Source organism: Streptomyces sp. NPDC043996 (assembly GCF_056435225.1).
In genome coordinates this window covers 289,252-312,810 of sequence record NZ_JBWKEY010000006.1, presented here as the reverse complement: position 1 = coordinate 312,810, position 23,559 = coordinate 289,252, and the positions used below count along the sequence as shown (strand labels likewise).

The following is a 23,559-nucleotide window of genomic DNA, read 5'->3' as shown; positions in this document are numbered from 1 at the left end:
GTCAGTTGCCCCTCTCGTCCATGGCCAGGTCCATGAGTGCGTCCAAGTCCAGGGCGGCCAGTGCGCCCGCCTCCGGTTCCTGCTCCTGCCCGTCGGACTGCGGCTCGTCGGCGCAGGCGAGGACCAGGTCCAAGAGGCCCGCGCTGCGCAGGCCTTCGATCGAGACGGTCCGCAGTACTTCGCGGATGCGCGCGTCCTCGGCCGCCTGCGCGTCCGGAACCGGACGCAGCAGGCCGCAGATGTGCTGGGCCAGTTCGCGCGGTGTCGGATAGCTGAACACGAGGGTGGACGCGAGACGCAGTCCGGTCGCCGAACCCAGGCGGTTGCACAGTTCGACCGCGGTCAGCGAGTCGAATCCGAGGTGGGTGAACGCCTGGTCGGCGTCGATGGCCGCGCTGGAGGGGTGTCCGAGCACGATGGCGGTGTGCTCACGGACCCAGGCGAGGACGGCCGCTTCCGCCTCGCCCTCCGGCAGGTCGGCGAGGCCCGTGGGCAGGCCGGCCGGGCCGCTGGCCCCGCCCTGGCCCGGCCGGGCCCGGCGGGGACGGCTGCCCTCGACCAGGTCGCGCAGCAGGGGCGGCAGTTCCTCCTGGGTCTTGTTCCGCAGCGCGGACAGGTCCATCCGGGCGGGGATGAGTACGGGCTTGTCGCTCGCGCACGCCGCGTCGAACAGGCCGAGGGCCTGGGGCGTCGGCATCGCGGCGATGCCCATCCGCCGGATCCGGGAGACGTTGGCCTCGTCCAGGTCCCCGGTCATGCCGCTGCTCTGCTCCCACCAGCCCCAGCACAGCGAGGTGCCGACCAGGCCCGACGCCCTGCGCTGGGCCGCGAGACCGTCCAGGAACCCGTTGGCCGCGGCGTAGTTGGCCTGTCCCGCGTTGCCGAGCGTGCCCGCGAGGGCGGAGAACTGGATGAACGCCGACAGGGTGTGGTCGCGGGTCAGCTCGTGCAGGTTGACCGCACCGCCGACCTTGGCGCGCAGCACCTGGTCGAGGCTCCGCGCGGTCAGCGACTCGACCGTGCCGTCCGCCAGCGTGCCCGCCGCGTGCACGACCGCCGTCAGCGGGTACGCGGGGGGCATGTCGGCGAGCAGGTCCGTCACGGCGGCCCGGTCCGCGACGTCGCAGGCCACGACGCTGACGGAGGCGCCCGCCCGCTCCAGCTCCGCGACGAGTTCGGGCACGCCGTCGGCCGCCGCTCCCCGGCGGCTGGCAAGGATCAGGCTCCGCACGCCGTGTTCGGTGACGAGGTGGCGCGCCACCAGCGATCCCACGCCGCCGGTGCCGCCGGTGACCAGGACGGTGCCGCCGCCGAAGTCGTCGCCCAGCTCCAGGACCAGCTTGCCGATGTGGCTGCCCTGGCTCATCTCGCGGAACGTCCCGCGGGCGTCGCGGATGTGGCGTACGGAGATCGGGTTGAGGCGCACGCGGCCGTCGGCGAACAGCTCCATGACGGACCGGAACATCTCGCGGATCGCGTCCGGTCCCTCCTCGTAGAGGTCGAAGGCCCGGTAGGCGACCCCGGGGTGGTCGGCCGCCACCCGCTCGGGCTCGCGGATGTCCGTCTTGCCCATCTCGATGAAGCTCCCGCCCTGGGGCAGCAGGGTCAGCGAGGCGTCGACGAACTTGTGCGCGAGGGAGTTCAGGACGACGTCCACGCCACGGCCGTCCGTGGCGTCCAGGAACTTCTGCGCGAACTCCAGGTCGCGCGACGACGCCAGGTGCGCGTCGTCGATGCCGAGGGCGCGCAGGGCGGGCCACTTGGCCGGGCTCGCGGTCGCGTAGACCTCCGCGCCGACGTGCTTGGCCAGCTGGACGGCGGCCATGCCCACGCCACCGGCGGCGGCGTGGATGAGGACCCGCTGTCCCTTCTTCAGCCGCGTCGCGCGGAACAGCGCGAAGTAGGCGGTGAGGAAGGTGGTCGGCATGGACGCCGCCTCGGCGTAGCTCCACCCGTCGGGTACGGGCATGAGCAGCCGGTGGTCCGCCGTGGTGACGCGGCCGAAGGCGCCGGTGAAGACACCCAGGACCCGGTCGCCCGGCGCGAGGGAGGTGACGTCGTCCGCGACGTCGAGGACGACACCGGCGCCCTCGCTGCCGAGCCCGGTGTCGAAGGCCGTCCTGTCCACCAGGCCCAGGGCGATGGTGACGTCCCGGAAGTTGAGCCCCGCGGCGTGCACGGCGACGCGCACCTGCCCGCTCGTCAGGGGCTCCTCCACCTCGGGGCAGGGCACCCAGGTCAGGTTCTCCAGCGTTCCCCTGTTCAGGATGCCGAGCCGGTGCGCGCCAGCCGCCGGGACCTCGCCCAGCTGCTGGTTGGCGGGCTCGGCCGGAGCCATGCGGGGTACATGACAGACGCCGCCGCGCAGGGCCAGCTGGTCCTCGTCGACGGCCAGCGCGTCCACCACGCGTGCCAAGGACGCGTCCTCGCCGTCGGTGTCAAGGAGCCGGAACCGGCCGGGGTGCTCGGTCTGGGCGGAGCGGATCAGGCCCCACACGGACGCGCCGGGGAGGCTGTCGACACGCTCCCCGCCGCCGGTGTCCAGGGCGAGCCGGGTGAGCACCACCAGGGTCGATCCGGCCAGCCGATCCTCGGCGAGGAACCGCTGGACCCAGTCGAGGACACGGGTGTCGGCGTCGGTGACCGCGGCGAGCTGGTCGGGGTCGCCGGTGAGGAAGTCGTCCAGGCACAGGACGAGGTGCCGGGGCGCCTCGCCCGTCAAGGCGTCGTCCAGGGACGCGTAGTGCCCGACGCTGTCGCCGCCCGCCGCGGTGAGCCGGGAGGCCAGGCCGTTCTCGGCGCCGACGACGCCCCACCGCCCGCGGTGGGACTCCCGCTCGCCCTCCTTGAGCGGCTGCCAGCGCAGTGCGTACAGCGACTGCTCCTGCCCGCCGCGCGCCGCGCGCAGTTGCTCGGCGCTGGCACGCCGGAACGTCAGCGCCGCGACGGACGCGACGGCGTGGCCGTGCTCGTCGGCGATCGTCAGGGACACGACGCCGTCGCCGGTCGGAGTGATGCGGACCCTCACGCTCGGGCCGCACTCCCCGGTCAGCTCGACGCCGGACCAGGAGAAGGGCATCCAGCCCTGGTCGTGCGTCACTTCCAGGACGCCGCCGACGCCCACCGCGTGCAGCGTCGCGTCGATCAGCGCCGGATGCAGTCCGAACCCGCCGCCGGCCAGGACCTCCGCGGTCTCCGGCAGCGTGGCGAGAACGAAGACGTCGTCGCCGTGCTTCCACACTTCGCGCAGTCCGCGGAAGGCCGGACCGTAGTCGAAGCCCATGTCGGCGAGGGAGTCGTAGAGACCGTCGATGTCCAGTCGCCGCGCCCCGTCCGGCGGCCACACGCCGAGCGAGCGCCCGGCCTCGGTCCGCTCGGCCGTCCGCGGCGCGTCCGGTGCCAGGCTGCCCGTCGCGTGCCGGGTCCAGCCGCCCGCCGTACGGCCGTCGTCATCGGCGCGCGAGTACACGTCCAGGGAGCGGTGTCCCGTCTCGTCCACCGCGCCGACGACGACCCGCACCCGCATGCCGCCCGCGTCGGGAAGGGTCAGCGGGGCTTCCAGGGAGAGTTCCCCGATCGCCGGGCACCCGACGTGGTCGCCCACCCACAGCGCCAGGTCCAGATAGGCCGTCGCCGGGACGACGACCGTGCCGAACACGGCGTGGTCGGCCAGCCAGCCGTGGGTGCGCAGGGACCACAGGTCGGTGAAGACCACCTCGTCGGTGCCGGGGTGCTCCACCGCGGCGCCCAGCAGCGGGTGCTCCGCCGCGGCGAGGCCCGCGGAGGTCACGTCCGCCGCGCCCGCCCCGGACGTGGCGTCCAGCCAGTACCGCTGCTGCTGGAACGCGTACGTCGGCAGGTCCACCCGTCGGCGCGTGGCGAACAGGGCGTCCCAGGCCACGGCCCCGCCCCGCACGTGCAGCTCGGCAAGGGCGCCGACCAGTGCCTCCACCGCGTCGCGGTCCCGCCGCGAGGACGACAGGACCACCGCGTCGGGCACGTTCTGGGCGTCGAAGGCCTCCTTGGTGAGGCTCGCGAGCGTCGATCCCGGGCCCACTTCGAGGAAGACGCGCGCACCGGCGGCACGGGCCCGCTCCACCGCGTCGAAGAAGAGAACGGGTTCGCGGACGTGGCGCACCCAGTGCTCGACGGACGTCAGCTCCTGGAGCGTGGCCTCGCGGCCGAGCCGGGTCGAGATGACCGGGATCGCCGTCTCGCCCGCGGGCAGCTCACCGACCGAGCCCGCGAACTCGTCCAGGATCGGCTCCATGAGCGGGGAGTGGAAGGCGTGGTCGACCTTGAGCAGCTTCGCCGACGTGCCGCTGGCGACGAGCTGTTCACGCAGTGCGTGGACCTCCTCGCGCAGGCCCGAGACCACGACCGACTCCGGGCCGTTGACAGCGGCGACGCCGACGCGGTCGTACGTCTCGAGCAGTGCCCTCACTTCGGCTTCCGGGGCGCGGACCGCCAGCATGGCGCCGCGCTCGCTCACCGTCTGCATGACCCGTCCGCGAGCGGCCACGAGCCGGGTCGCACCGTCCAGGTCGAGCACTCCGGACACATGGGCGGCGGCGATCTCGCCGACGGAGTGACCGATCAGGTACTTCGGCTGCGGGCAGTAGCGCGTCAGGAGCCGGTACAGCGCGACCTGCAGGGCGAACAGCGCTGGCTGCGCGATGTCCGTCCGCTCGCCCTCCGTGGCCCCTGTGGCCCCCGTGGGCTCGTCGGCGAGCAGCAGGGGCTTCAGGGCGAAGGGAAGGTGCGCGTCGAAGCGCGCGCAGATCTCATCGAGGCTCCGCGCGAAGGCGGGGAAGGCGTCGTACAGCTGCCGTGCCACACCGGCCCACCGCGACCCCTGCCCCGGGAACATGAAGGCGGAGCCGCCGAGCTTTCCGGCGACGCCCCGCACCAGTGCGGCGGACTCCGTGCCGTCGTGGAGCGACGTCAGAGAGTTCAGGATTTCGTCCCGGTCGCGTCCGACGATCACCGCGCGGTGTTCGAGCCGGGCCCGGCTCGACAGCAGGGACCAGCCCGTGGCGGCCAGGTCCAGGCCCGCGTCGGCGGCGGCGAAGTCGCGCAGCTTCTCCGCCTGCGCCCGCAGCGCCTGCTCCGAGCGCGCCGACACGACCCACGGCACGAGCCCGCCAACGCCGCCCGCGTCCGCGTCGGCGGTGTCGGGCGTCGGCTCGTCCTCGGGCGCCTGCTCGAGGATCAGGTGTCCGTTGGTGCCGCTCACGCCGAACCCCGACACTCCGGCCCGCCGCGGCCGCCCGTCGGTCTCCGGCCACACCCGCGTCTTCGCGAGGAGTTCCACCGCGCCCGCCGACCAGTTCACGTGCGGCGTCGGCTCGTCCACGTGCAGGGTCCTCGGCAGGATGCCGTGGCGCATGGCCATGACCATCTTGATGACGCCCGCCGCGCCCGCCGCGCACTGCGGGTGGCCGATGTTGGACTTCACCGAGCCCAGCCACAGCGGCCGGTCCGCGGGCCGGTCCTTGCCGTAGGTGGCGAGGAGGGCCTGTGCCTCGATCGGGTCGCCCAGGGTCGTGCCGGTGCCGTGCGCCTCGACGGCGTCCACCTGGTCGGCGCTCAGCCGCGCGTCCGCCAGGGCCTGGTGGATGACGCGCTGCTGGGACGGGCCGTTGGGGGCGGTCAGGCCGTTGGAGGCGCCGTCCTGGTTCACGGCCGAGCCGCGTACGACCGCGAGGACCTGGTGGCCGTTCTTCCGCGCGTCGCTGAGGCGTTCCAGGAGCAGCATGCCCACGCCCTCGCCCCAGGACGTGCCGTCCGCGGCGGACGCGAACGGCTTGCACCGGCCGTCGGGGGCGAGCCCGCGCTGGCGGCTGAACTCGATGAACACGCCGGGCATCACCATGACCGACACGCCGCCCGCCAAGGCGAGGGAGCACTCGCCGCGGCGCAGCGCCTGGCTTGCCATGTGCAGTGTGACCAGGGACGACGAGCACGCCGTGTCGATGGTGACGGCTGGCCCTTCGAGACCCCACACGTAGGAGAGGCGACCGGAGGCGACGGCGGGGGACTTGCCCGTCAGCAGGTAGCCGTCGAGCCCTTCCGGCGACTTGTGCAGCGGCGGGCCGTAGTCCTGGTGGGCCATGCCCACGAAGACGCCCGTGCGGCTGCCGCGCAGCGTCGTCGGGTCGATGCCCGCCCGCTCGAACGCCTCCCACGAGGTCTGCAGCAACAGCCGCTGCTGCGGGTCGATCGCCGTCGCCTCGCGCGGGCTGATCTCGAAGAAGCCGGGGTCGAATTCATCCGCGTCGTGCAGGAAACCGCCCTCGCGCACATACGACTTGCCGTAGGTGCCCGGCTGCGGATCGTAAAGACCGTCGAGGTCCCAGCCGCGGTTCTCCGGGAAGCCGGAGATGGCGTCCCGCTCGGTGACGACCAGGTCCCACAGGTCCTCCGGCGAGCGCACACCGCCCGGGAAGCGGCAGCTCATGCCGACGATGGCGATCGGCTCGTGCGCCGCGTCGGACAGCTCGGCGTTCAGTCGGCGCAGGCGTTCCGTCTCCTTGAGGGATGACCGCAACGCCTCAACCACGGCATCATTCGAATCGGTCATCATGACCTCCGCATCTCGTCTGGAACGTCGTTCTTCATCGCCATGCGCACCAAATCAGCCGCGCTCATGTCGTCCAGCGACAGGCCGTCGCCGTTGTCCGGCGCGTGCTCCGCGCCGTTGCCCTCGTTCGCCTCGGTGCCGCCGTCCGCCGGCTGGCCCGCCAGGCTCCGCAGCGAATCCAGCAGCCCCGTCTCGCGCAGCCGCGCTGGCGGAATCGAAAGGAGCAGCTGGTGCACCCCGGCGTCGTCCGCGTCGGCTTCCGCCCCGCCGGGGGCACCGCCACCGGACGTCCGGTCGGGGAACAGCTCCTCGCGCAGGTACCGTGCCGCGGCGACCGGCGTCGGATAGTCGAACAGCAGCGTGCTGGGCAGCTGCAACCCGGTCACGCCCCGCAGCCGGTTCCGCAGTTCCACAGCGGTCAGCGAGTCGAATCCGGCCGCGTTGAACGCCTTCTCGTCGTCGATCGCGTCGGGCCCCTTCATGCCGAGGACCGCCGCGGCGTGCGCACGGACGGTCTCCAGCAGGGCGTCGTCCAGCTCGTCGTCCGGCAGCTTCCGCAGCCGGGTCACCAGGTCGCCCTCCTGCTCCCCTGCGGCGTGCGTGCCCGCGGAGCGCGCCGCCGTGAGTGCGGTGACGTCGGGAAGGTCGGCGATGAGTCTGCTGGGGCGGGTCGCGGTGAGGGCGGGCGCGAAGTCCGCCCACTCCACCTGGGCCACCGTCACCTGTGTCTCGTCCCGGGCCAGCGAGGCGGCGAGCGCCGCCACCGCCGTCTCGGGCGCCATCGGCGGCACTCCCTGTCGGCGCAGGCGCTCTTCCACCTCGCCGGTCACCATGCCGCCGCCGCCCCATGACCCCCAGGCCACGGCGGTCGCGGGCAGCCCGGCCGACCGCCGTGCCTGGGCCAGCGCGTCGAGGTAGGCGTTCGCCGCGGCGTACGCGCCTTGCCCGCCGTTGCCCCAGACTCCGGCGGCCGAGGAGAACAGCACGAACGCGTCGAGGTCCAGGTCGGCGGTGAGCTCGTGCAGCGCCGTGGCGGCGGCCACCTTGGGCCGGAGCACCCGCTCCAGCTGCGGTGCCGTGAGGGATTCCACCAGGCCGTCCGCGAGCACTCCGGCGCCGTGGATCACCGCGGTCAGCGGGTGCTCCTCGGGAATCGACGCCAGCAGCTTTCGCAGCGCGTCCCGGTCGGCGACGTCGACCGCGGCCACGGTCACGCGCGCGCCGAGTTCCGTCAGCTCCGCCTGAAGGTCCGTGATGCCGGGGGTGTCCTTGCCGCGCCTGCCGACCAGCAGCAGGTGCGGTGCTCCGGCCCGGGCCAGCCAGCGGCAGACGTGTGTGCCGACGGCGCCCGCGCCGCCCGTGACGAGCACGGTGCCGCGCGGGATCCAGTCCCGCGTCGGCGCGTCACCCAGTGGTGCCCGCGTCAGGCGCTGGCCGAACGCTCCGGAGGCGCGCACCGCCACCTGGTCCTCGCCGTCCGCTTGGGCGGCGCCCGCGAGGACCGCGCACAGCAGGTCCGTGGCGCGCCCGTCCAGCTGGGCGGGCAGGTCCACGAGCCCGCCCCACCGCTCCGGCGTTTCCAGGGCGAGGACCCGGCCCAGGCCCCAGATCTGGGCCTGCAGCGGGTTGGTGACGGCGTCGGCGTTGCCCGTGGTCATCGCCGCGCGCGTCAGGCACCACAGGCGGGCCTTGACGCCCGTGTCCTGGAGCGCCTGGGCCAGGGCGACCGTGCCAGCGAGGCCGTCGGAGGCCGGTTCGTGCGCGGTGTCCAGGCCGTCGTCGACGAGCGCGGCGAGGGACAGGACGCCGGTGAGGCGGTCCGGGGCCGAGTTCTCGGCGAGGGTGGCGGTGAGGCGTTGGCCGAGTGCGGCGCGGTCTCGCAGGTCGGCCGGTGCGATGTCCCAGCGGATGACCTGGGCGCGGCGTTGCCGCAGCGCGTCGAGCACGGTCTCCACCGCGGGGTCGGCGGCGGCCGCCTCGGGGACGGCCACCAGCCAGGCGCTCTCCGCGAGGCCCTGTGTCGCCCCGGTCCCGATGCCGGGCAGCGGCTTCCACGTCGCGCGGTAGCGCCAGCTCTCCAGGAGTGACCGGTCGAGGCGGCGGCGCCGCCACGACGACATGGCGGACAGTACGGCTGGCAGGGCGGAGTGCACGGCGTCGCGCTCGCCGTCCGTGTCGCCGAGTCCCAGCGTGCTGATCAGCCCGTCCAGGTCCTCGCGTTCGACCGCGTCCCAGAACTCGGCCTCGGCCGGGTCCGCCGCCGTGCCGACCGCGCGGTCGGCGTTGTCCTGGCCGTCGTCGAGGAGCCAGAAGTGCTCGTGCTGGAAGGGGTAGGTGGGCAGGTCGAGGGGCGCGGGCCGGGTGGCGGGGAAGAAGCCCGCCCAGTCGGCGTCGGCGTGGGTGTGCGCGGCGGCCAGGGAGGTCAGCACGCGCGGCCAGTCGCCCTCGTCACGGCGCAGAGTGCCGGTGACGGCGACCTCGCCACTGCCCTCGTGGGTCTCAGCGGTCTCCTGAAGGGGGTGGATGAGCACCGGGTGGGGGCTCACCTCGACGAACAAGGTGTGCCCGTCGTCCAGCAGCGACCGGGTGGTCGCCTCGAAGGCCACGGTGGTGCGCAGGTTCTCGTACCAGTACGCCACGCCCATCGCCGTCGTATCGCTCATCGCGCCCTTGGCGTGGTCGCCCACGGTGGAGTAGAACGCGACCTCTGCCTCCTGCGGGCGTACCGGAGCCAGGAGTTGGAGGAGTTCGTCGTGGAGTGCCTCGACGTGCGGGGTGTGGGAGGCGTAGTCGACCGGGATCTTCCGGGCGCGGATCTCCCGGCCCTCGCAGTACTCAAGGACCTCCGCCAGCGCGTCGGCATCACCAGCGACCACAGTGGACGACGGACCGTTGACCGTGGCCACGAACACCCGCCCCGCCCACCGGGCAATCAGCTCTGCAGCATCCGCCACCGCGAGCGGCAGCGAGACCATGCCGCCACGGCCCGCGATGTGCCTGATCGCCTGAGACCGCAGCGCGACGATGCGCGCCGAGTCCTCCAGGGACAGCACACCGGCCACATGCGCGGCAGCGATCTCACCCTGCGAGTGACCCACCACCGCGTCCGGGGTGATCCCCAGGTGCTCCCACAGCCGCGCCAGGGAAATCATCACCGCCCACAGAGCAGGCTGGACGACATCCACCCGCTCCAGACCAGGAGCACCTTCCACCTCAGTGAGGACATCGATCAGGTTCCAGCCCGTGAACGGCTCCAACGCCGCCGCACAGGCCTCCAAGTGCCCGGCGAAGACCGGCGAGGTGCGCATCAGCTCCACACCCATACCCGCCCACTGCGAACCCTGCCCCGGGAAGACGAACACCGTCCTGCCCGGCTGCGCCGCCGCCACACCCGACACCACATGAGGAGACGGTTCACCGGCAGCCAGGGAGGCCAACGCACCTCGGAACTCAGGCAGTTCACGCCCAACCACCACCGCACGGTGATCGAACACCGACCGACCCGCCACCAACGCGTGACCAACTTCCGCAGCCGTCACGCCCGAAGAGCGGTCCAAGAACTCCAGCAACCGCCCGGCCTGCTCCGCCAAAGCGGCATCCGACTTCGCCGACACCAGCCACGGCAGCGTCCCGTCCGTCACCACCACCGGCTCCGGCACATCACCCGCGACACTCTCGGGCTCCGGGGCCTGCTCGACGATGACATGGGCGTTCGTGCCACTGACACCGAACGCTGATACTCCACCGCGTCGCGGGCGGCCGGTCTCCGGCCAGGTCCGTGCTTCCGTCAGGAGCTCGACGGCGCCGGACTCCCAGTCGATGTGCGGGGAGGGGGCGTCGACGTGGAGGGTCTTGGGCAGGGTGCCGTGGCGCATCGCCATGACCATCTTGATGACACCACCGACACCCGCAGCGGCCTGGGAGTGGCCGATGTTCGACTTCAACGAACCCAGCCACAACGGCCGCTCCCCCGGCCGGTCCTGCCCATACGTGGCAAGCAGCGCCTGCGCCTCGATCGGGTCACCCAACGTCGTGCCCGTACCGTGCGCCTCGACCGCGTCGACCTCCTGCGCCGACAGCCCCGCACTAGCCAGAGCCTGACGGATCACGCGCTGCTGGGAGGGGCCGTTGGGGGCGGTCAGACCATTGGAAGCACCATCCTGGTTCACCGCCGAACCACGGACGACCGCCAACACCTCATGACCGTTCCTCCGCGCGTCGGAAAGCCGCTCAAGCAGCAGCAGACCCACACCCTCCGCCCAGCCCGTACCATCCGCGGCGGCGGCGAAGGACTTGCAGCGGCCGTCGGCGGACAGGCCGCGCTGCTTGCTGAACTCGGTGAAGACCTCGGGCGTCGCCATGACGGTGACGCCACCGGCCAGGGCCAGGGAGCACTCGCCGGTGCGCAGCGCCTGTGCGGCCAGGTGGATGGCCACCAGAGAGGAGGAGCAGGCGGTGTCGACCGTCACCGCAGGGCCCTCGAACCCGAAGGTGTAGGCGACGCGGCCGGAGGCGACGCTGCCCGCGCTGCCGTTGAGCAGGTAGCCCTCCAGGTCCTCGGGGACGGAGCCGAGGCGGCTGCCGTAGTCGCCGTACATGACACCGGCGAAGACGCCGGTGGAGGTGGCCTCCAGGGTGGCGGGGTCGATGCCAGCGCGTTCGATGGTCTCCCAGGCGACCTCAAGCAGCAGGCGCTGCTGGGGGTCCGTGGCGAGGGCCTCACGGGGGCTGATGCCGAAGAAGGCGGGGTCGAAGGCGTCGGCGTCGTAGAGGAACGCGCCGTGGCGCGCGTAGGTCTTGCCCGGCTTTCCCGGCTCGGGGTCGTACAGCGTCTCGATGTCCCAGCCACGAGTGGTCGGGAACTCGGCGATGGCGTCGGTCCCGCTCGCCACCAGGCTCCACAGGTCGTCCGCGGAGCGCACGCCGCCCGGGTAGCGGCAGCCGATGGCCACGATGGCGATGGGCTCGTCGGTGGCGGCGGCGGCCGTCGCGGCCGGGGCCGCGGCGGGTGCGTGGGCGGCCGGGGCCAGGTTGTCGTAGAGGTGGCCGACCAGGCGGTTCGGGGTGGGGTAGTCGAAGATGAGGCTGGCGGGCAGGCGAAGGCCGGTGGCGGCGTTGAGGCGGTTACGGAGATCCACCGCGGTCAACGAGTCGAAGCCGAGGTCCTTGAACGCCTGGCCGAGGTTGATGGTGTCGGGTGTGGCGTGGCCGAGGACGAGGGCGACGTGGGTGCGGACGAGGGCGGCGACGGCGTCCTTCGCCTCCTCGGGGGACAGGCGGGCAAGCCGGTCGCCGAGGCTGGCGGCGCCGGTGGCCGTGGCCGCGGTGGCCCTGCGGACGGGAACGCGCACCAGGCCCTGGAGGACGGCGGGAAGAGTGCCGGTCTCCAGGTGCGGACGGAGCAGGGCGGGGGCGATCTTGGCCGGGACCGGGCAGGCGGTGCCGGTGGCGCGGGCGGTCTCGTACAGCGCCTCGCCCTCCGCCGCCGTGAGGGGTTTGATCCCGAGGCGGGCCATGCGGGTCAGATCCACCTCGTCCAGGTGTCCTGTCATGCCGCTGCTGTCGGACCACAGTCCCCAGGCCAGGGAGGTGGCGGGCAGGCCTGCGGCGCGACGGTGCTGGGCCAGCGCGTCGAGGAAGACGTTCGCGGCGGCGTAGTTGCCCTGGCCCGGGGTGCCCAGGACGCCCGCCACGGAGGAGAAGAGGACGAACTCGGCGAGATCCGTCTCGCGGGTGAGCTCGTGCAGGTGCCAGGCGGTGTCGACCTTGGGGCGGAACACCCGCTCGACGCTGTCGGCCGTCAGGGAGGTGATGGTGCCGTCGTCGAGGACACCGGCGGTGTGCACGACGGCGGTGAGGGGGTGCTCCTCGGGAATGTCCGCGAGGAGCGCGGCCAGGGCGTCGCGGTCGGCGGTGTCGCAGGCGGCGATGGTGACCCGCACGCCCAGGTCGGTCAGTTCGGCGGCGAGTTCGGAGGCGCCGGGCGCGTCCTGGCCGCGGCGGCTGGTCAGCAGCAGATGCCCGGCCTGCCCGGCCGCCGCGTAACGGCGGGCGAACAGCGTCCCGAGGGTGCCCGTGCCGCCGGTGATCAGGACCGTGCCGCCCGCGGCGGGCTCCGGCGCGGCGGCGTCGGCGGGCGGGATCTCCCGTACGAGCCGCGGGACGTACAGCTGCTTGTCGTCGTCGCGGACGGCCGCCTGCGGCTCGCCGCCGCCCAGCGCCGCGCGGAACGCCTCGGCGGGGACGGCGTTCTCGTCCGCCAGGTCGATCACGGTGAAGCGGCCCGGGTTCTCGGTCTCGGCCGTACGGATCAGACCCCAGACGGCGGCGTCCACGGGGTTCGCCGACTCGGTGTCGGCGTCGACCGCGACGGCCCGCCGGGTGACGATCGCGAGGCGGCTGTCGGCGAGGCGCTCCTCGGCCAGCCACGACTGGAGCAGGTCCAGGGTGTACCGAACGGCCTCGCGTACGGAGCCGGGGACGTCCTCGGCCGGGCCGGAACGCCCCAGCAGGCCGGTGGCGATGACCAGGTCCGGGAGCGGAGCACCGGCGTCCGCGAGGAGGGGCGCCAGCTCCGGGTGACGCACGACGGCGACGTTCTCGGGCAGCGATGTGACCAGCGCCTCGGGCACGACGGAGCCGAGGAACGCCACCCGGTCGGCCTTGAGGGTCTCCGTGACGGGCATGGGGGTCCACGCCAGGCGGAACAGGTGCTCGTCTCCTCCCGTCGCGACGGCCTTCGCCAGCTGCTCGGTGGTGATCGGCCGCAGGGCGAGCGACGCCACCTCGGCGACCGGCTGCCCGGCGGGGTCGGCGAGCCTCAGGCGCAGTGCCCCGGCGTCAGCGGGGGTGATCTGGACGCGCAGCGCGCGGGCGCCCGTGGCGTGCAGCTGGACGTCCGACCAGCCGAACGGCAGCAGCACTTGGTCCGCGTCCCGCTCGGGAGCGGAGGCGACGATCGGGTGGAGCGCGGCGTCGAGGAGCGCGGGGTGGATGCCGAAGCGGTCGGCGCCCGCGGTGTCGTCGGCGGGGAGGGTGACCTCGGCGTAGAGGGTGTCGCCGTCGCGCCAGGCGGCGGTCAGGCCCTGGAAGGTGGGGCCGTAGCGGTAGCCGCGGTCGGCGAGGTGGCCGTAGAAGGTGTCGGCGGGCAAGGGGGCGGCGCCGGCCGGCGGCCAGGCCCGCGCCCACTCGGCCGGGTCCGGCGCGGTGGGCGCCTGGGGGGCGAGGGTGCCGGTGGCATGGCGGGTCCAGGGCCGGTCGGGGGTGGCGTCGTCGGGCCGGGAGTGGATGGTCAGGGCCCGGCGGCCGTCGCGGTCGGCCGCTTCCACGTGCATCTGCAGCTGGACGCCGCCGGTGGCCGGGAGGGTGAGGGGGGCTTCGAGGGTGAGGTCCTCCAGGTGGGGGGTTTCGGTGGCCTCACCGGCGTGGAGGGCGAGTTCGATGAACGCGGTGCCGGGCAGCAGGGGGGTGTCGTGGACGGCGTGGTCGGCCAGCCACGGGTGGCTGCGCAACGACAGGCGCCCGGAGAACAGGTGGCCGTCGCCGTCCGCGAGAGCGACGGCGGCACCGAGCAGGCCGTGGTCGGCGGCGTGCAGGCCGAGGGAGTGGGGATCGGTGGCGGTGGTGGCGCGCTGGATCCAGTAGTGCTGTCGTTGGAAGGGGTAGGTGGGCAGGTCGAGGGGGGCGGGCCGGGTGGCGGGGAAGAAGCCCGCCCAGTCGGCGTCGGCGTGGGTGTGCGCGGCGGCCAGGGAGGTCAGCACGCGCGGCCAGTCGCCTTCGTCGCGGCGCAGGGTGCCGGTGACGGCGACCTCGCCACCGCCCTCGTAGGTCTCGACGGTCTCCTGGAGGGGGTGGATGAGCACCGGGTGGGGGCTCGCCTCGACGAACAGGCTGTGCCCGTCGTCCAGCAGCGACCGGGTGGCGGCCTGGAAGTCGACGGTGGTGGCCAGGTTGTCGTACCAGTACTGGGCGTTCATCACCGTGGTGTCGGCCATCGGCCCGCCGAGGTGACCGGCGACGGTGGAGTAGAACGCGACAGTGGCGGGCCGCGCCTGGACAGGCGCCAGGAGTTCGAGGAGTTCGTCGTGGAGGGTGTGGACGTGCGGGGTGTGGGAGGCGTAGTCGACCGGGATCTTCCGGGCGCGGATGTCCGCGCTCTCGCAGTACGCGAGGACTTCGGCCAGCGCGTCGGCGTCACCGGCGATCACGGTGGCCGACGGGCCGTTGACCGTGGCCACGAACACCCGCCGCTCCCACCGGGCAATCAGCTCTGCAGCATCCGCCACGGGGAGAGGCAGCGAGACCATGCCGCCACGGCCCGCGATGTGCCTGATCGCCTGAGACCGCAACGCCACAATGCGTGCCGAGTCCTCCAGAGACAGCACACCGGCCACATGCGCAGCCGCGATCTCACCCTGAGAGTGACCCACCACCGCATCCGGAACGATCCCCAGGTGCTCCCACAGCCGCGCCAGGGAAATCATCACCGCCCACAACGCGGGCTGGACGACATCCACCCGCTCCAGACCAGGAGCACCTTCCACCTCAGTGAGGACATCGATCAGGTTCCAGCCCGTGAACGGCTCAAGAGCTGCCGCGCAGGCGGTCAGATGCTCGGCGAAGACCGGCGAGGTGCGCATCAACTCCACACCCATACCCGCCCACTGCGAACCCTGCCCAGGGAAGACAAACACCGTCCTGCCCTGCTGAGCAGACGCCATCCCCGTCACCACATGCGACGAGGGCTCTCCAGCGGCCAGCGCCGCCAACGCACCCCGGAACTCCGCCAGTTCACGCCCGACCACCACCGCACGGTGATCGAACACCGACCGACCCGCCACCAACGCGTGACCGACCTCCGCCGCCGTCACACCCGAAGAGCGGTCCAGGTGCTCAAGGAGCAGCCGCGCCTGCTCCGCCAGCGCCGCGTCCGACTTCGCCGACACCAGCCACGGCAGCGTTCCATCCGTCACCACCACCGGCTCCGGCACATCACCCGCGACACTCTCGGGCTCCGGGGCCTGCTCGACGATGACATGGGCGTTCGTACCGCTGACACCGAACGACGAGATGCCTGCGCGCCACGCACGACCGGTCTCCGGCCAGGCACGGTTCTCGGTGAGGAGTTCCACCGCGCCTTCGGACCAGTCCACGTGCGAGGACGGCTGGTCGACGTGGAGGGTCTTGGGCAGGGTGCCGTGGCGCATCGCCATGACCATCTTGATGACACCACCGACACCCGCAGCGGCCTGGGAGTGGCCGATGTTCGACTTCAACGAACCCAGCCACAACGGCCGCTCCCCCGGCCGCTCCTTGCCGTAGGTGGCGAGGAGTGCCTGTGCCTCGATGGGGTCGCCCAGCGTCGTGCCCGTACCGTGCGCCTCGACCGCGTCGACCTCCTGCGCCGACAGCCCCGCACTAGCAAGAGCCTGACGGATGACGCGTTCCTGGGAGGGGCCGTTGGGCGCGGTCAGACCGTTGGAAGCACCGTCCTGGTTCACCGCCGAACCACGGACGACCGCCAACACCTCATGACCGTGCCTCCGCGCGTCGGAAAGCCGCTCAAGCAGCAGCAGACCCACACCCTCCGCCCAGCCCGTACCGTCCGCCGCCTCGGAGAACGCCTTGCAGCGGCCGTCAGGTGACAGGCCGCGCTGCCTGCTGAACTCCACGAACATGCCGGGCGACGCCATGACGGCGGCGCCTCCGGCCAGGGCGAGATCGCACTCGCCGTTGCGCAGCGCCTGGGCCGCCATGTGCATCGAGACCAGCGAGGACGAGCACGCGGTGTCCACCGTCACGGCCGGGCCCTGCAGACCGAGGGTGTACGAGATGCGGCCCGAGGCGACGCTCGCGGTGTTGCCGGTCAGCAGGTATCCGTCGAACCCGGCTGCGCCGTCATGCAGTTGAGGGCCGTACTCCTGGGTCATGGCGCCGACGAAGACGCCGGTCTGGCTGCCGCGCAGCGCGGTCGGGTCGACGCCCGCCCGCTCGATGGCCTCCCAGGAGGTCTCCAGGAGCAGTCGCTGCTGCGGGTCCATCGCCGTCGCCTCGCGCGGGCTGATCCCGAAGAACGCGGGGTCGAACTCCGCCGCGTCGAAGAGGAATCCCCCCTTGGCGACATAGGAGGTGCCGGGGTGATCCGGGTCGGGGTCGAGAAGCTTGTCGGTGTCCCAGCCGCGGTCGGTGGGGAAGTCGCTGATGGCATCGACGCCGTCGCTGACGAGGCGCCACAGGTCCTCGGGGGCGCGGACGTCTCCGGGATAGCGGCAGGCCATGCCCACGATCGCGATCGGTTCGTCCGCGCTGACGGAGAGCGGGGATCCCTGGCTCGTGCTGCCGGAGTCCTCGGCACCCAGCAGTTCGGTCCTCAGGTAGCGGGCGACCGCGGTGGGGGTCGGGTGGTTGAAGAGCAGGGTCGACGGCAGCTTCAGGCCCGTGAGGGTGCTCAGCCGGTTGCGCAGCTCGACGGACGCGAAGGAGTCGAAGCCGAAGTCCTTGAACGTGCGGTCGACGTCCACTGTCTCCGAGGTGACGCGTCCGGTGATCGCCGCGACCTCGGCGCGGATCCGGTCGGTGAGGATCTGTTCCTGCTGGGTCCGGGACGCCTTCGTGAGGCGGTCGAGGAGCGGCGACGACGAGCGGGTCTCGGCGGGTGCGGTGCCCTCGGGCCGCTCGGTGGCCACGGCGGTGGCCGGGCCGGAGTCGACGTCGATGCGACCGTCCGTCGGCAGGTCGATCCAGTGCCGCTGCCGCTGGAAGGGGTAGGTGGGCAGGTCGAGGGGGGCGGGCCGGGTGGCGGGGAAGAAGCCCGCCCAGTCGGCGTCGGCGTGGGTGTGCGCGGCGGCCAGGGAGGTCAGTACGCGCTGCCAGGTGCCGTCGTCGCGGCGCAGGGTGCCGGTGACCTGGGCCTGCCCGCCCTCCGGGTGGTCCGCGACGGTTTCCTGGAGGGGGTGGGTGAGCACCGGGTGGGGGCTGGCCTCGACGAACAGGGTGTATCCGTCGTCCAGCAGGGCGCTGGTGGCGGCCTGGAAGTGAACGGCGGTGGCCAGGTTGTCGTACCAGTACTGGGCGTTCATCACCGTGGTGTCGGCCATCGGCCCGCCGAGGTGACCGGCGACGGTGGAGTAGAACGCGACGGTGGCGGGCCGCGCCTCGACGGGCGCCAGGAGTTCGAGCAACTCGTCGTGGAGGGTGTGGACGTGGGACGTGTGGGAGGCGTAGTCGATGGGGACGCGGCGGGCGCGGATGTCCGCGCCCTGGCAGTGCGACAGGAGTTCCTCGACCGCGTCGGTGTCACCGGCCACGACGGTGGCGGTGGGGCCGTTGACGGTGGCGACGGTCAGCCGCCCCTCCCACCGTTCGATCAGCTCGGAGGCGTCGGCCAGGGGCAGCGGCAGGGAGACCATGGCGCCGTGGCCCGCGAGTCCGGCGAGGGCCTGAGAGCGCAGCGCGACGATGCGCGCGGAGTCCTCCAGGGACAGCACACCGGCCACATGCGCGGCGGCGATCTCACCCTGGGAGTGACCCACCACCGCGTCCGGAACGATCCCCAGGTGCTCCCACAGCCGTGCCAGGGAGATCATCACCGCCCACAACGCGGGCTGAATGACGTCGTCGCCTTCGAGGGCGGGGGCGCCTTCCGCCTGGGTGAGGACGTCGATGAGGTTCCAGCCGGTGTACGGCTCAAGGGCTGCCGCGCAGGCGGTCAGGTGCTCGGCGAAGACCGGCGAGGTGCGCATCAGCTCCACACCCATACCCGCCCACTGCGAACCCTGCCCAGGAAAGACGAACACCGTCCTGCCCGGCCGCACCGCCGCCGTCCCCGTCACTACATGAGAAGACGGCTCACCAGCGGCAAGCGCCGCCAACGCGCCCTGGAATTCCACCAGTTCACGCCCGACCACCACGGCACGATGGTCGAACACCGACCGCCCCGCCACCAGCGCGTGACCGACCTCCGCCGCCGTCACCCCCGGGTGACGCTCCAAGAACTCCAGCAACCGCCCGGCCTGCTCCGCCAGCGCCGCGTCCGACTTCGCCGACACCAGCCACGGCAACGTCCCGTCCGTCACCACCACCGGCTCCGGCACGTCACCGGCGGCGCTCTCGGTTTCCGTCCATTCGCCCAGCACGACGTGGCAGTTGGTGCCGCCCATGCCGAAGGAGCTGGTGCCCGCGATCAGGGGGCGGTCGGGGTGGGGCCAGGGGGCGAGGTCCTGCTGGACGCGCAGCCGCAGGCCGTCGAAGTCGATGTCGGGGTTGGGCGTCTCGAAGTTGAGGCTGGGCGGCAGCTGGCGGTGCCAGATGCTGAGGACCGTCTTGAGCAGGCCGACGACGCCCGCCGCGCCCTCCAGATGGCCGACGTTGGTCTTCGCGGACCCCACGCGCAGCGGGGAGTCCGCGGGGCGTCCGGTGCCGAGCGCGGCGCCGAGCGCGGCCGCCTCGATGGGGTCGCCCACACGCGTGCCGGTGCCGTGCAGCTCGACGTACTGGACGTCCTGGGGACGCGTGCCCGCGTGGTCGTGCGCACGGCGGATGACGTCTTCCTGGGCGTGTGCGCTGGGCACCGTGAGGCCGGGGGTGGCTCCGTCGTTGTTGACGGCGCTGCCCTCGATGACGCAGTAGATCCGGTCGCCGTCGGCCACCGCCTGGGACAGGGTCTTGAGGGCCAGGTAGACGCCGCCTTCACCGCGGACGTAGCCGTTGGCGCGGGCGTCGAAGGTCTTGCAGAGGCCGTCCGGTGACAGGCCGCCGAACTTGGTCGAGCCGATGGTGCTTTCCGGGATGAGGGCGAGGTTGACGCCGCCCGCGAGCGCGAGCGTGCACTCACCGGCGCGGAGGCTCTCGGCCGCCAGGTGCACCGACACGAGACCCGAGGACTGGGCCGCGTCGACGGCGAGGCTGGGCCCGTTGAGGCCGAGCGTGTAGGAGAGGCGGTTGGCGATGATGCTGCGGTGGAGCCCGGTCACGGAGTGGCGGTTGATGTGCTGGGCGCCGTGCTTGTAGAGCCGGGTCGCGTAGTCGTCCCAGATGGCGCCCACGAAGACGCCCGTACGTGTACCCGCGAGGTCCGTGGGGACGATGCCGGCGTCCTCCAGCGCCTCCCAGCCGAGTTCCAGCATCAGACGCTGCTGGGGATCCATCATCGCGGCTTCGTTCGGGGCGACTCCGAAGAAGTCGGCGTCGAAACCGCCGATGTCGCCCAGGAAGCCGCCGCGCGTGGTGGCGACCTTGCCGGGGGCCGTGACGTCGGAGTCGAGCAGCCGCTGCGCGTCCCAGCGGTCGGCCGGCACGTCGGTGATGCCGCTTCTGCCGTCGCGCAGCAGTTCCCAGAACGCGAGGGGGTTACCGGCCTCGGGCAGGCGGCAGGACACGCCTACGACGGCGATGCGCTCGCGAGCGAGGCCCTCCCGGCGCTCGTGAGCGGACCCTTCCGGCTCGCGCACCGGCCGGCTCGGCTCCTGCGCATCGCCGACGGCACGCACATCGGTCCGAAGCTTGTCGACATCCTGCATCAGGGCCTCCCCCAACGGTTACTTACAAGAACGGGTGCAACTACGCGGTGTGGTACGTCGCGGACGGGCCTGCCAGACGGGGGCGGAACCACAGCCGACGCCGAGCGAAGGACAACGGGGTCATGGGTGCGGCCCGCGACCGGCGAAGGTCTTTCGACCATGCCGTCGTGCCGCTCTCGGCACGCTCGTTCCGGCACGCGTCGACGAGCGCCACGCGGTCCACTTCTCCGTGCGGGGCTCAACGGAATCCGGGGGCTGCTGACGCATCCGGCCGGAACCATGTTCCGCGGCAGTGTCTTCAGGAGGCGGGTGCGCACGTCGCTCTCGTCGCTCTCGTCGTTCTCATCGTTCTCGCCGTTCTCGCCGTTCTCGCCGTTCTCGCCGTTCTCGCCGATCCGGTCGTGCCCCGGCTGTGTCCGCGCGCGGCGAGGAAGCGCGCGAAACGATTCGCCTCCGCGTTCAGCCCCGCGTGCGTGATCCGCCACCACCGACGGGGAGCGGAAGCTGGTCCGGCGTCTCTAGGCCGTGCGCCGCTCGGTGGCGTGACGGTCATCAGCCGCGTCGAGCACCTGCGTCACCCACTTGTCGACGGACAGGCCGTGCCCGGCCGCCACCTTCGCGTAGTGGTCCAGCTGGCCGACGGACAGCTCGATGGTGAGCGTGGCGGCCTGCCGCTGGCGCTTGTCGGCGGCAGCCGCGGCCAGCTGGGGCACCCCTTGCCGCTCGCCGTCGCGGCCGATCGGGGTGATGTCGGCCTTGTCGCTCTGCTCGGCGAGGCTGGCGCGCACCACCCTGCGGAGTTCGTTGCGCGACCACTTCTGCTGTTCGGCTTCGCGCAGCCAGTAGTCCTGCTCCGGCGGCGACAAACGGGCCACCTCGGCGTGGTGGGCGAAGCTGAGGCTGCCCCGTCTGCGGTCGCGCTCGAACCGCCGCGCCACCCACGCGTAGTTGCGCAGCGTCTGGTAGTCGAGCCCCGTCCTGTCGATGGCTTCCCGGTACCGCCGCCACCCGTAGGTGGTCTCGCCGAAGATCAGCCAGTCGCCCAGCCACCACGCCGAGGAGTCGGTGAGCTCACGCAGGCTGGACCCGATCCGCTCCCAAGCCCGCTCCGGCAGGTCCCGTGGCAGGATCATCCCGGACTTCCGCACCGTCGCCTGCTTGCCCACGAAGGACAGCACCGCATCGCGCTGCGCGAGCTCACCGCCAGTTCCCGGCGGCCCCGATTCGTGCCTGCTCGCGGTCTTCACAAGACGCCCCGTCACCATCCTCTTCTCCTCATCAGAGTGTTCGCCCCCGTGTTGTGTCCGGTGTCCTGTGCCGCGCCGGTGCCGCCGCCCTCCCCCGGAGAACGGCCGGTGCTCAGCCCGCCGCCATGGCCTCCCGCAGGCTCTTGGGACGCAGGTCGGTCCAGTTCCGCTCGACGTACTCCAGGCACTCGGACCTGGCCGCCTCACCGAAGACCACCCGCCAACCCGCGGGTACCTCAGCGAACACCGGCCACAGGGAGTGCTGTTCCTCGTCGTTGACCACAACGTAGAAACGGCCGTCTTCGTCGTCGAAGGGGTTCGTACTCAACTGCCACCGTCCTTAGCCGTCACGAAGTGACTCGAAAGGGCAAATCGCCAGGCCGAGTGCCAGAACGGCACCGGCGTCAGGTTCACCGATCATCGTCGTCCTGTCGACAGGACACCCGATGTCCATAGCGTTCCCAGAACGAGTCGTCACGTTAAGACGCAAGCGCCGAACGTTACAAGGCCGTATGGAGCATGGGTTCCCCATCGTCGCTTTGCGTTTGCACGCCACGAGAGTTCCCTGTTCACGGCGGTGATCCTGTGTCAGCATGACCGGTCAGTAGCCCTTGCGCGTACCTGTGCGCGGGCCCGCGCACGGCGGTGCTGAGCTCCCTGGCGGTCCGCCGGGAACTGGCCGCCGGGTCACTGACAGCGGTGACGGTCCAGGGCTTCGAGCCACCCAGGTCGCTGCGGGCGGTGTGGCCCACCGGCCAGCGCCTAGTGGGCGCCGCCCGGGAGCTGTACGCGATCGCCTGCCGCTCCACGCCGCGCCCGTGAGCGCGACCGGGCGCGCACGCCCCGAGCCAGGCCCCGAGCCGCGCCCTCCAGGTGTCCGCGTCCCTCGTCAACCGGCACACGCCAGGTCCGCGCCCCCGGCGCGGAACGCCCTCCACGACCCTGGCTCCCTGTCGTCCCGCGCGTGGTCCTGGCGGCGGTGTGGGGCTGGGCGGGGTGGACGAAGGTGCAGGAGCACGAAGCGTCCGTACACGCGGTACGCGCCTACCGGATCCTGCCCGAGCACCTGCTCACCACCGTCGGATACGGCCTGCCCGCCCTCGAACTGGCCCTCGCCGCCTTGCTGCTCCTCGGGCTCAGCACGCGACTCGCCCTTCTGCCCCTGAGCCTGTGGCTGGTCCACCGCCCGTCCAGCCGGTACGCGCTCGACAACCGTCTGCACTGACGCTCCCCCCCACTCCACCCCCACGCCCTCTGCCCAGCGCCCCTACTCCGAGAGGCAGCATGCGTTACCACCGATCCACCGGCCGGCCCCGTCAGCCCCGCAGCCGTGACGACAGCGACGCGGTGCGGGCACGGCGCGTACGCCGTGGCGCCCTGACCGCAGCCGTCCTGGCCTCCCTCGTCGCCGTCGTCGCGGAGTCCATCGCCGTTCAGTCACACCGGACGGACGACAGCCGACCGGTCATCGCGCCGACGGGGGCCATCGGCAAGGACGGCTTCGTCATCCCCGTGGGCCGAGACGACGCCCCCGCCACCCTGGAGGTCTACGAAGACCTCCGCTGCCCGGGGTGCGCGGAGATCGAGAAGGTGCTCCACAAGACCGTCAACAAGCTTCAGGACGAGGGCAAACTGCGCGTGGAGTACCACCTTCTGTCGTTCGTCGACCGCATCGTCCCCGGCCACGGATCGCGCTACGCGGCCAGCGCACTGGCCGCCGCCCAAAACGAGGGGAGGTTCCGCGAGTTCCACGACGCGCTGTACGCCCACGCACCCGACGAGGGCAGCGATGCCTTCGGCGACAAGCACGTCCTGATCGACTTGGCGAAAGGAGTCCGGGGCCTGACCACGACGCGGTTCCTCACGGCCGTCGAGGAGGGCACCCACGACACCTGGGTCTCCGAAGCCCAGCTCGACTTCGACAAGCAGAGCGAAGTGCGGTCCACCCCCGCCGTCTTCTTCAAGGGCGAAGACCTCATCCAGGATGACAAGCATCCCCTCACCCCCCAGCGGCTGACGAAGCTCGTCAACGAAGAGGCCGCCACGGCGACCCCTTCCGCCTCACCCGCCGACGACACCTCGCCCTCCCCCGACCACTCGCCCGACGACAACGCCGCCGCTCCCCAGGACAGCCCCCGCCGCAAGCCGCTGCCGTTCCGTCGGCCGCATCTGAGGGCCGACGCCCGCTCTGGCTGAGCGGCCACAGTGGACG

6 protein-coding genes and 1 pseudogene are annotated in these 23,559 nt (G+C 72.3%); 3 read left to right on the top strand and 4 right to left on the bottom strand.

All coding sequences use genetic code 11. The annotated features are described in order from the left end of the window. Position 1: 1 nt before the first annotated feature. The 4 genes from AC07A4_RS18335 to AC07A4_RS18320 form a co-directional block, all read right to left on the bottom strand. Positions 2-6,562 (bottom strand): SDR family NAD(P)-dependent oxidoreductase, encoded by a 6,561-nt coding sequence (locus AC07A4_RS18335; RefSeq protein ID WP_478599937.1) that lies wholly within the window; start codon positions 6,560-6,562, stop codon positions 2-4. A 20-nt stretch (positions 6,563-6,582) separates the two neighbouring features. Continuing rightward, complete coding sequence (locus tag AC07A4_RS18330; protein ID WP_478599523.1) at positions 6,583-20,100, bottom strand: type I polyketide synthase; 13,518 nt, start codon at positions 20,098-20,100, stop codon at positions 6,583-6,585. A gap of 518 nt (positions 20,101-20,618) precedes the next feature. After that, positions 20,619-21,365 carry an LmbU family transcriptional regulator gene (locus tag AC07A4_RS18325; RefSeq protein WP_478599520.1) on the bottom strand — a complete coding sequence of 249 codons (747 nt, stop codon included), beginning with the start codon at positions 21,363-21,365 and terminating at the stop codon, positions 20,619-20,621. A 94-nt stretch (positions 21,366-21,459) separates the two neighbouring features. Beyond that, on the bottom strand, positions 21,460-21,675 hold the full coding sequence (locus AC07A4_RS18320; RefSeq protein WP_478599517.1) for an MbtH family protein: 216 nt from the start codon (positions 21,673-21,675) through the stop codon (positions 21,460-21,462). Positions 21,676-21,992: 317 nt separating this feature from the next. Here AC07A4_RS18320 and AC07A4_RS18315 point away from each other — a divergent pair, with 317 nt between their 5' ends. The 3 genes and pseudogenes from AC07A4_RS18315 to AC07A4_RS18305 all read left to right on the top strand — a co-directional run bounded on the left by AC07A4_RS18315 (position 21,993) and on the right by AC07A4_RS18305 (position 23,543). Further along, positions 21,993-22,169, top strand: coding sequence for a hypothetical protein (locus AC07A4_RS18315; RefSeq protein ID WP_478599514.1), 177 nt, complete (start codon positions 21,993-21,995; stop codon positions 22,167-22,169). Positions 22,170-22,299: 130 nt separating this feature from the next. After that, a pseudogene (locus tag AC07A4_RS18310) lies at positions 22,300-22,572 on the top strand (MauE/DoxX family redox-associated membrane protein); the annotation flags it as partial. A 59-nt stretch (positions 22,573-22,631) separates the two neighbouring features. Continuing rightward, positions 22,632-23,543 (top strand): DsbA family protein, encoded by a 912-nt coding sequence (locus tag AC07A4_RS18305; protein ID WP_478599511.1) that lies wholly within the window; start codon positions 22,632-22,634, stop codon positions 23,541-23,543. Positions 23,544-23,559 lie beyond the last annotated feature (16 nt).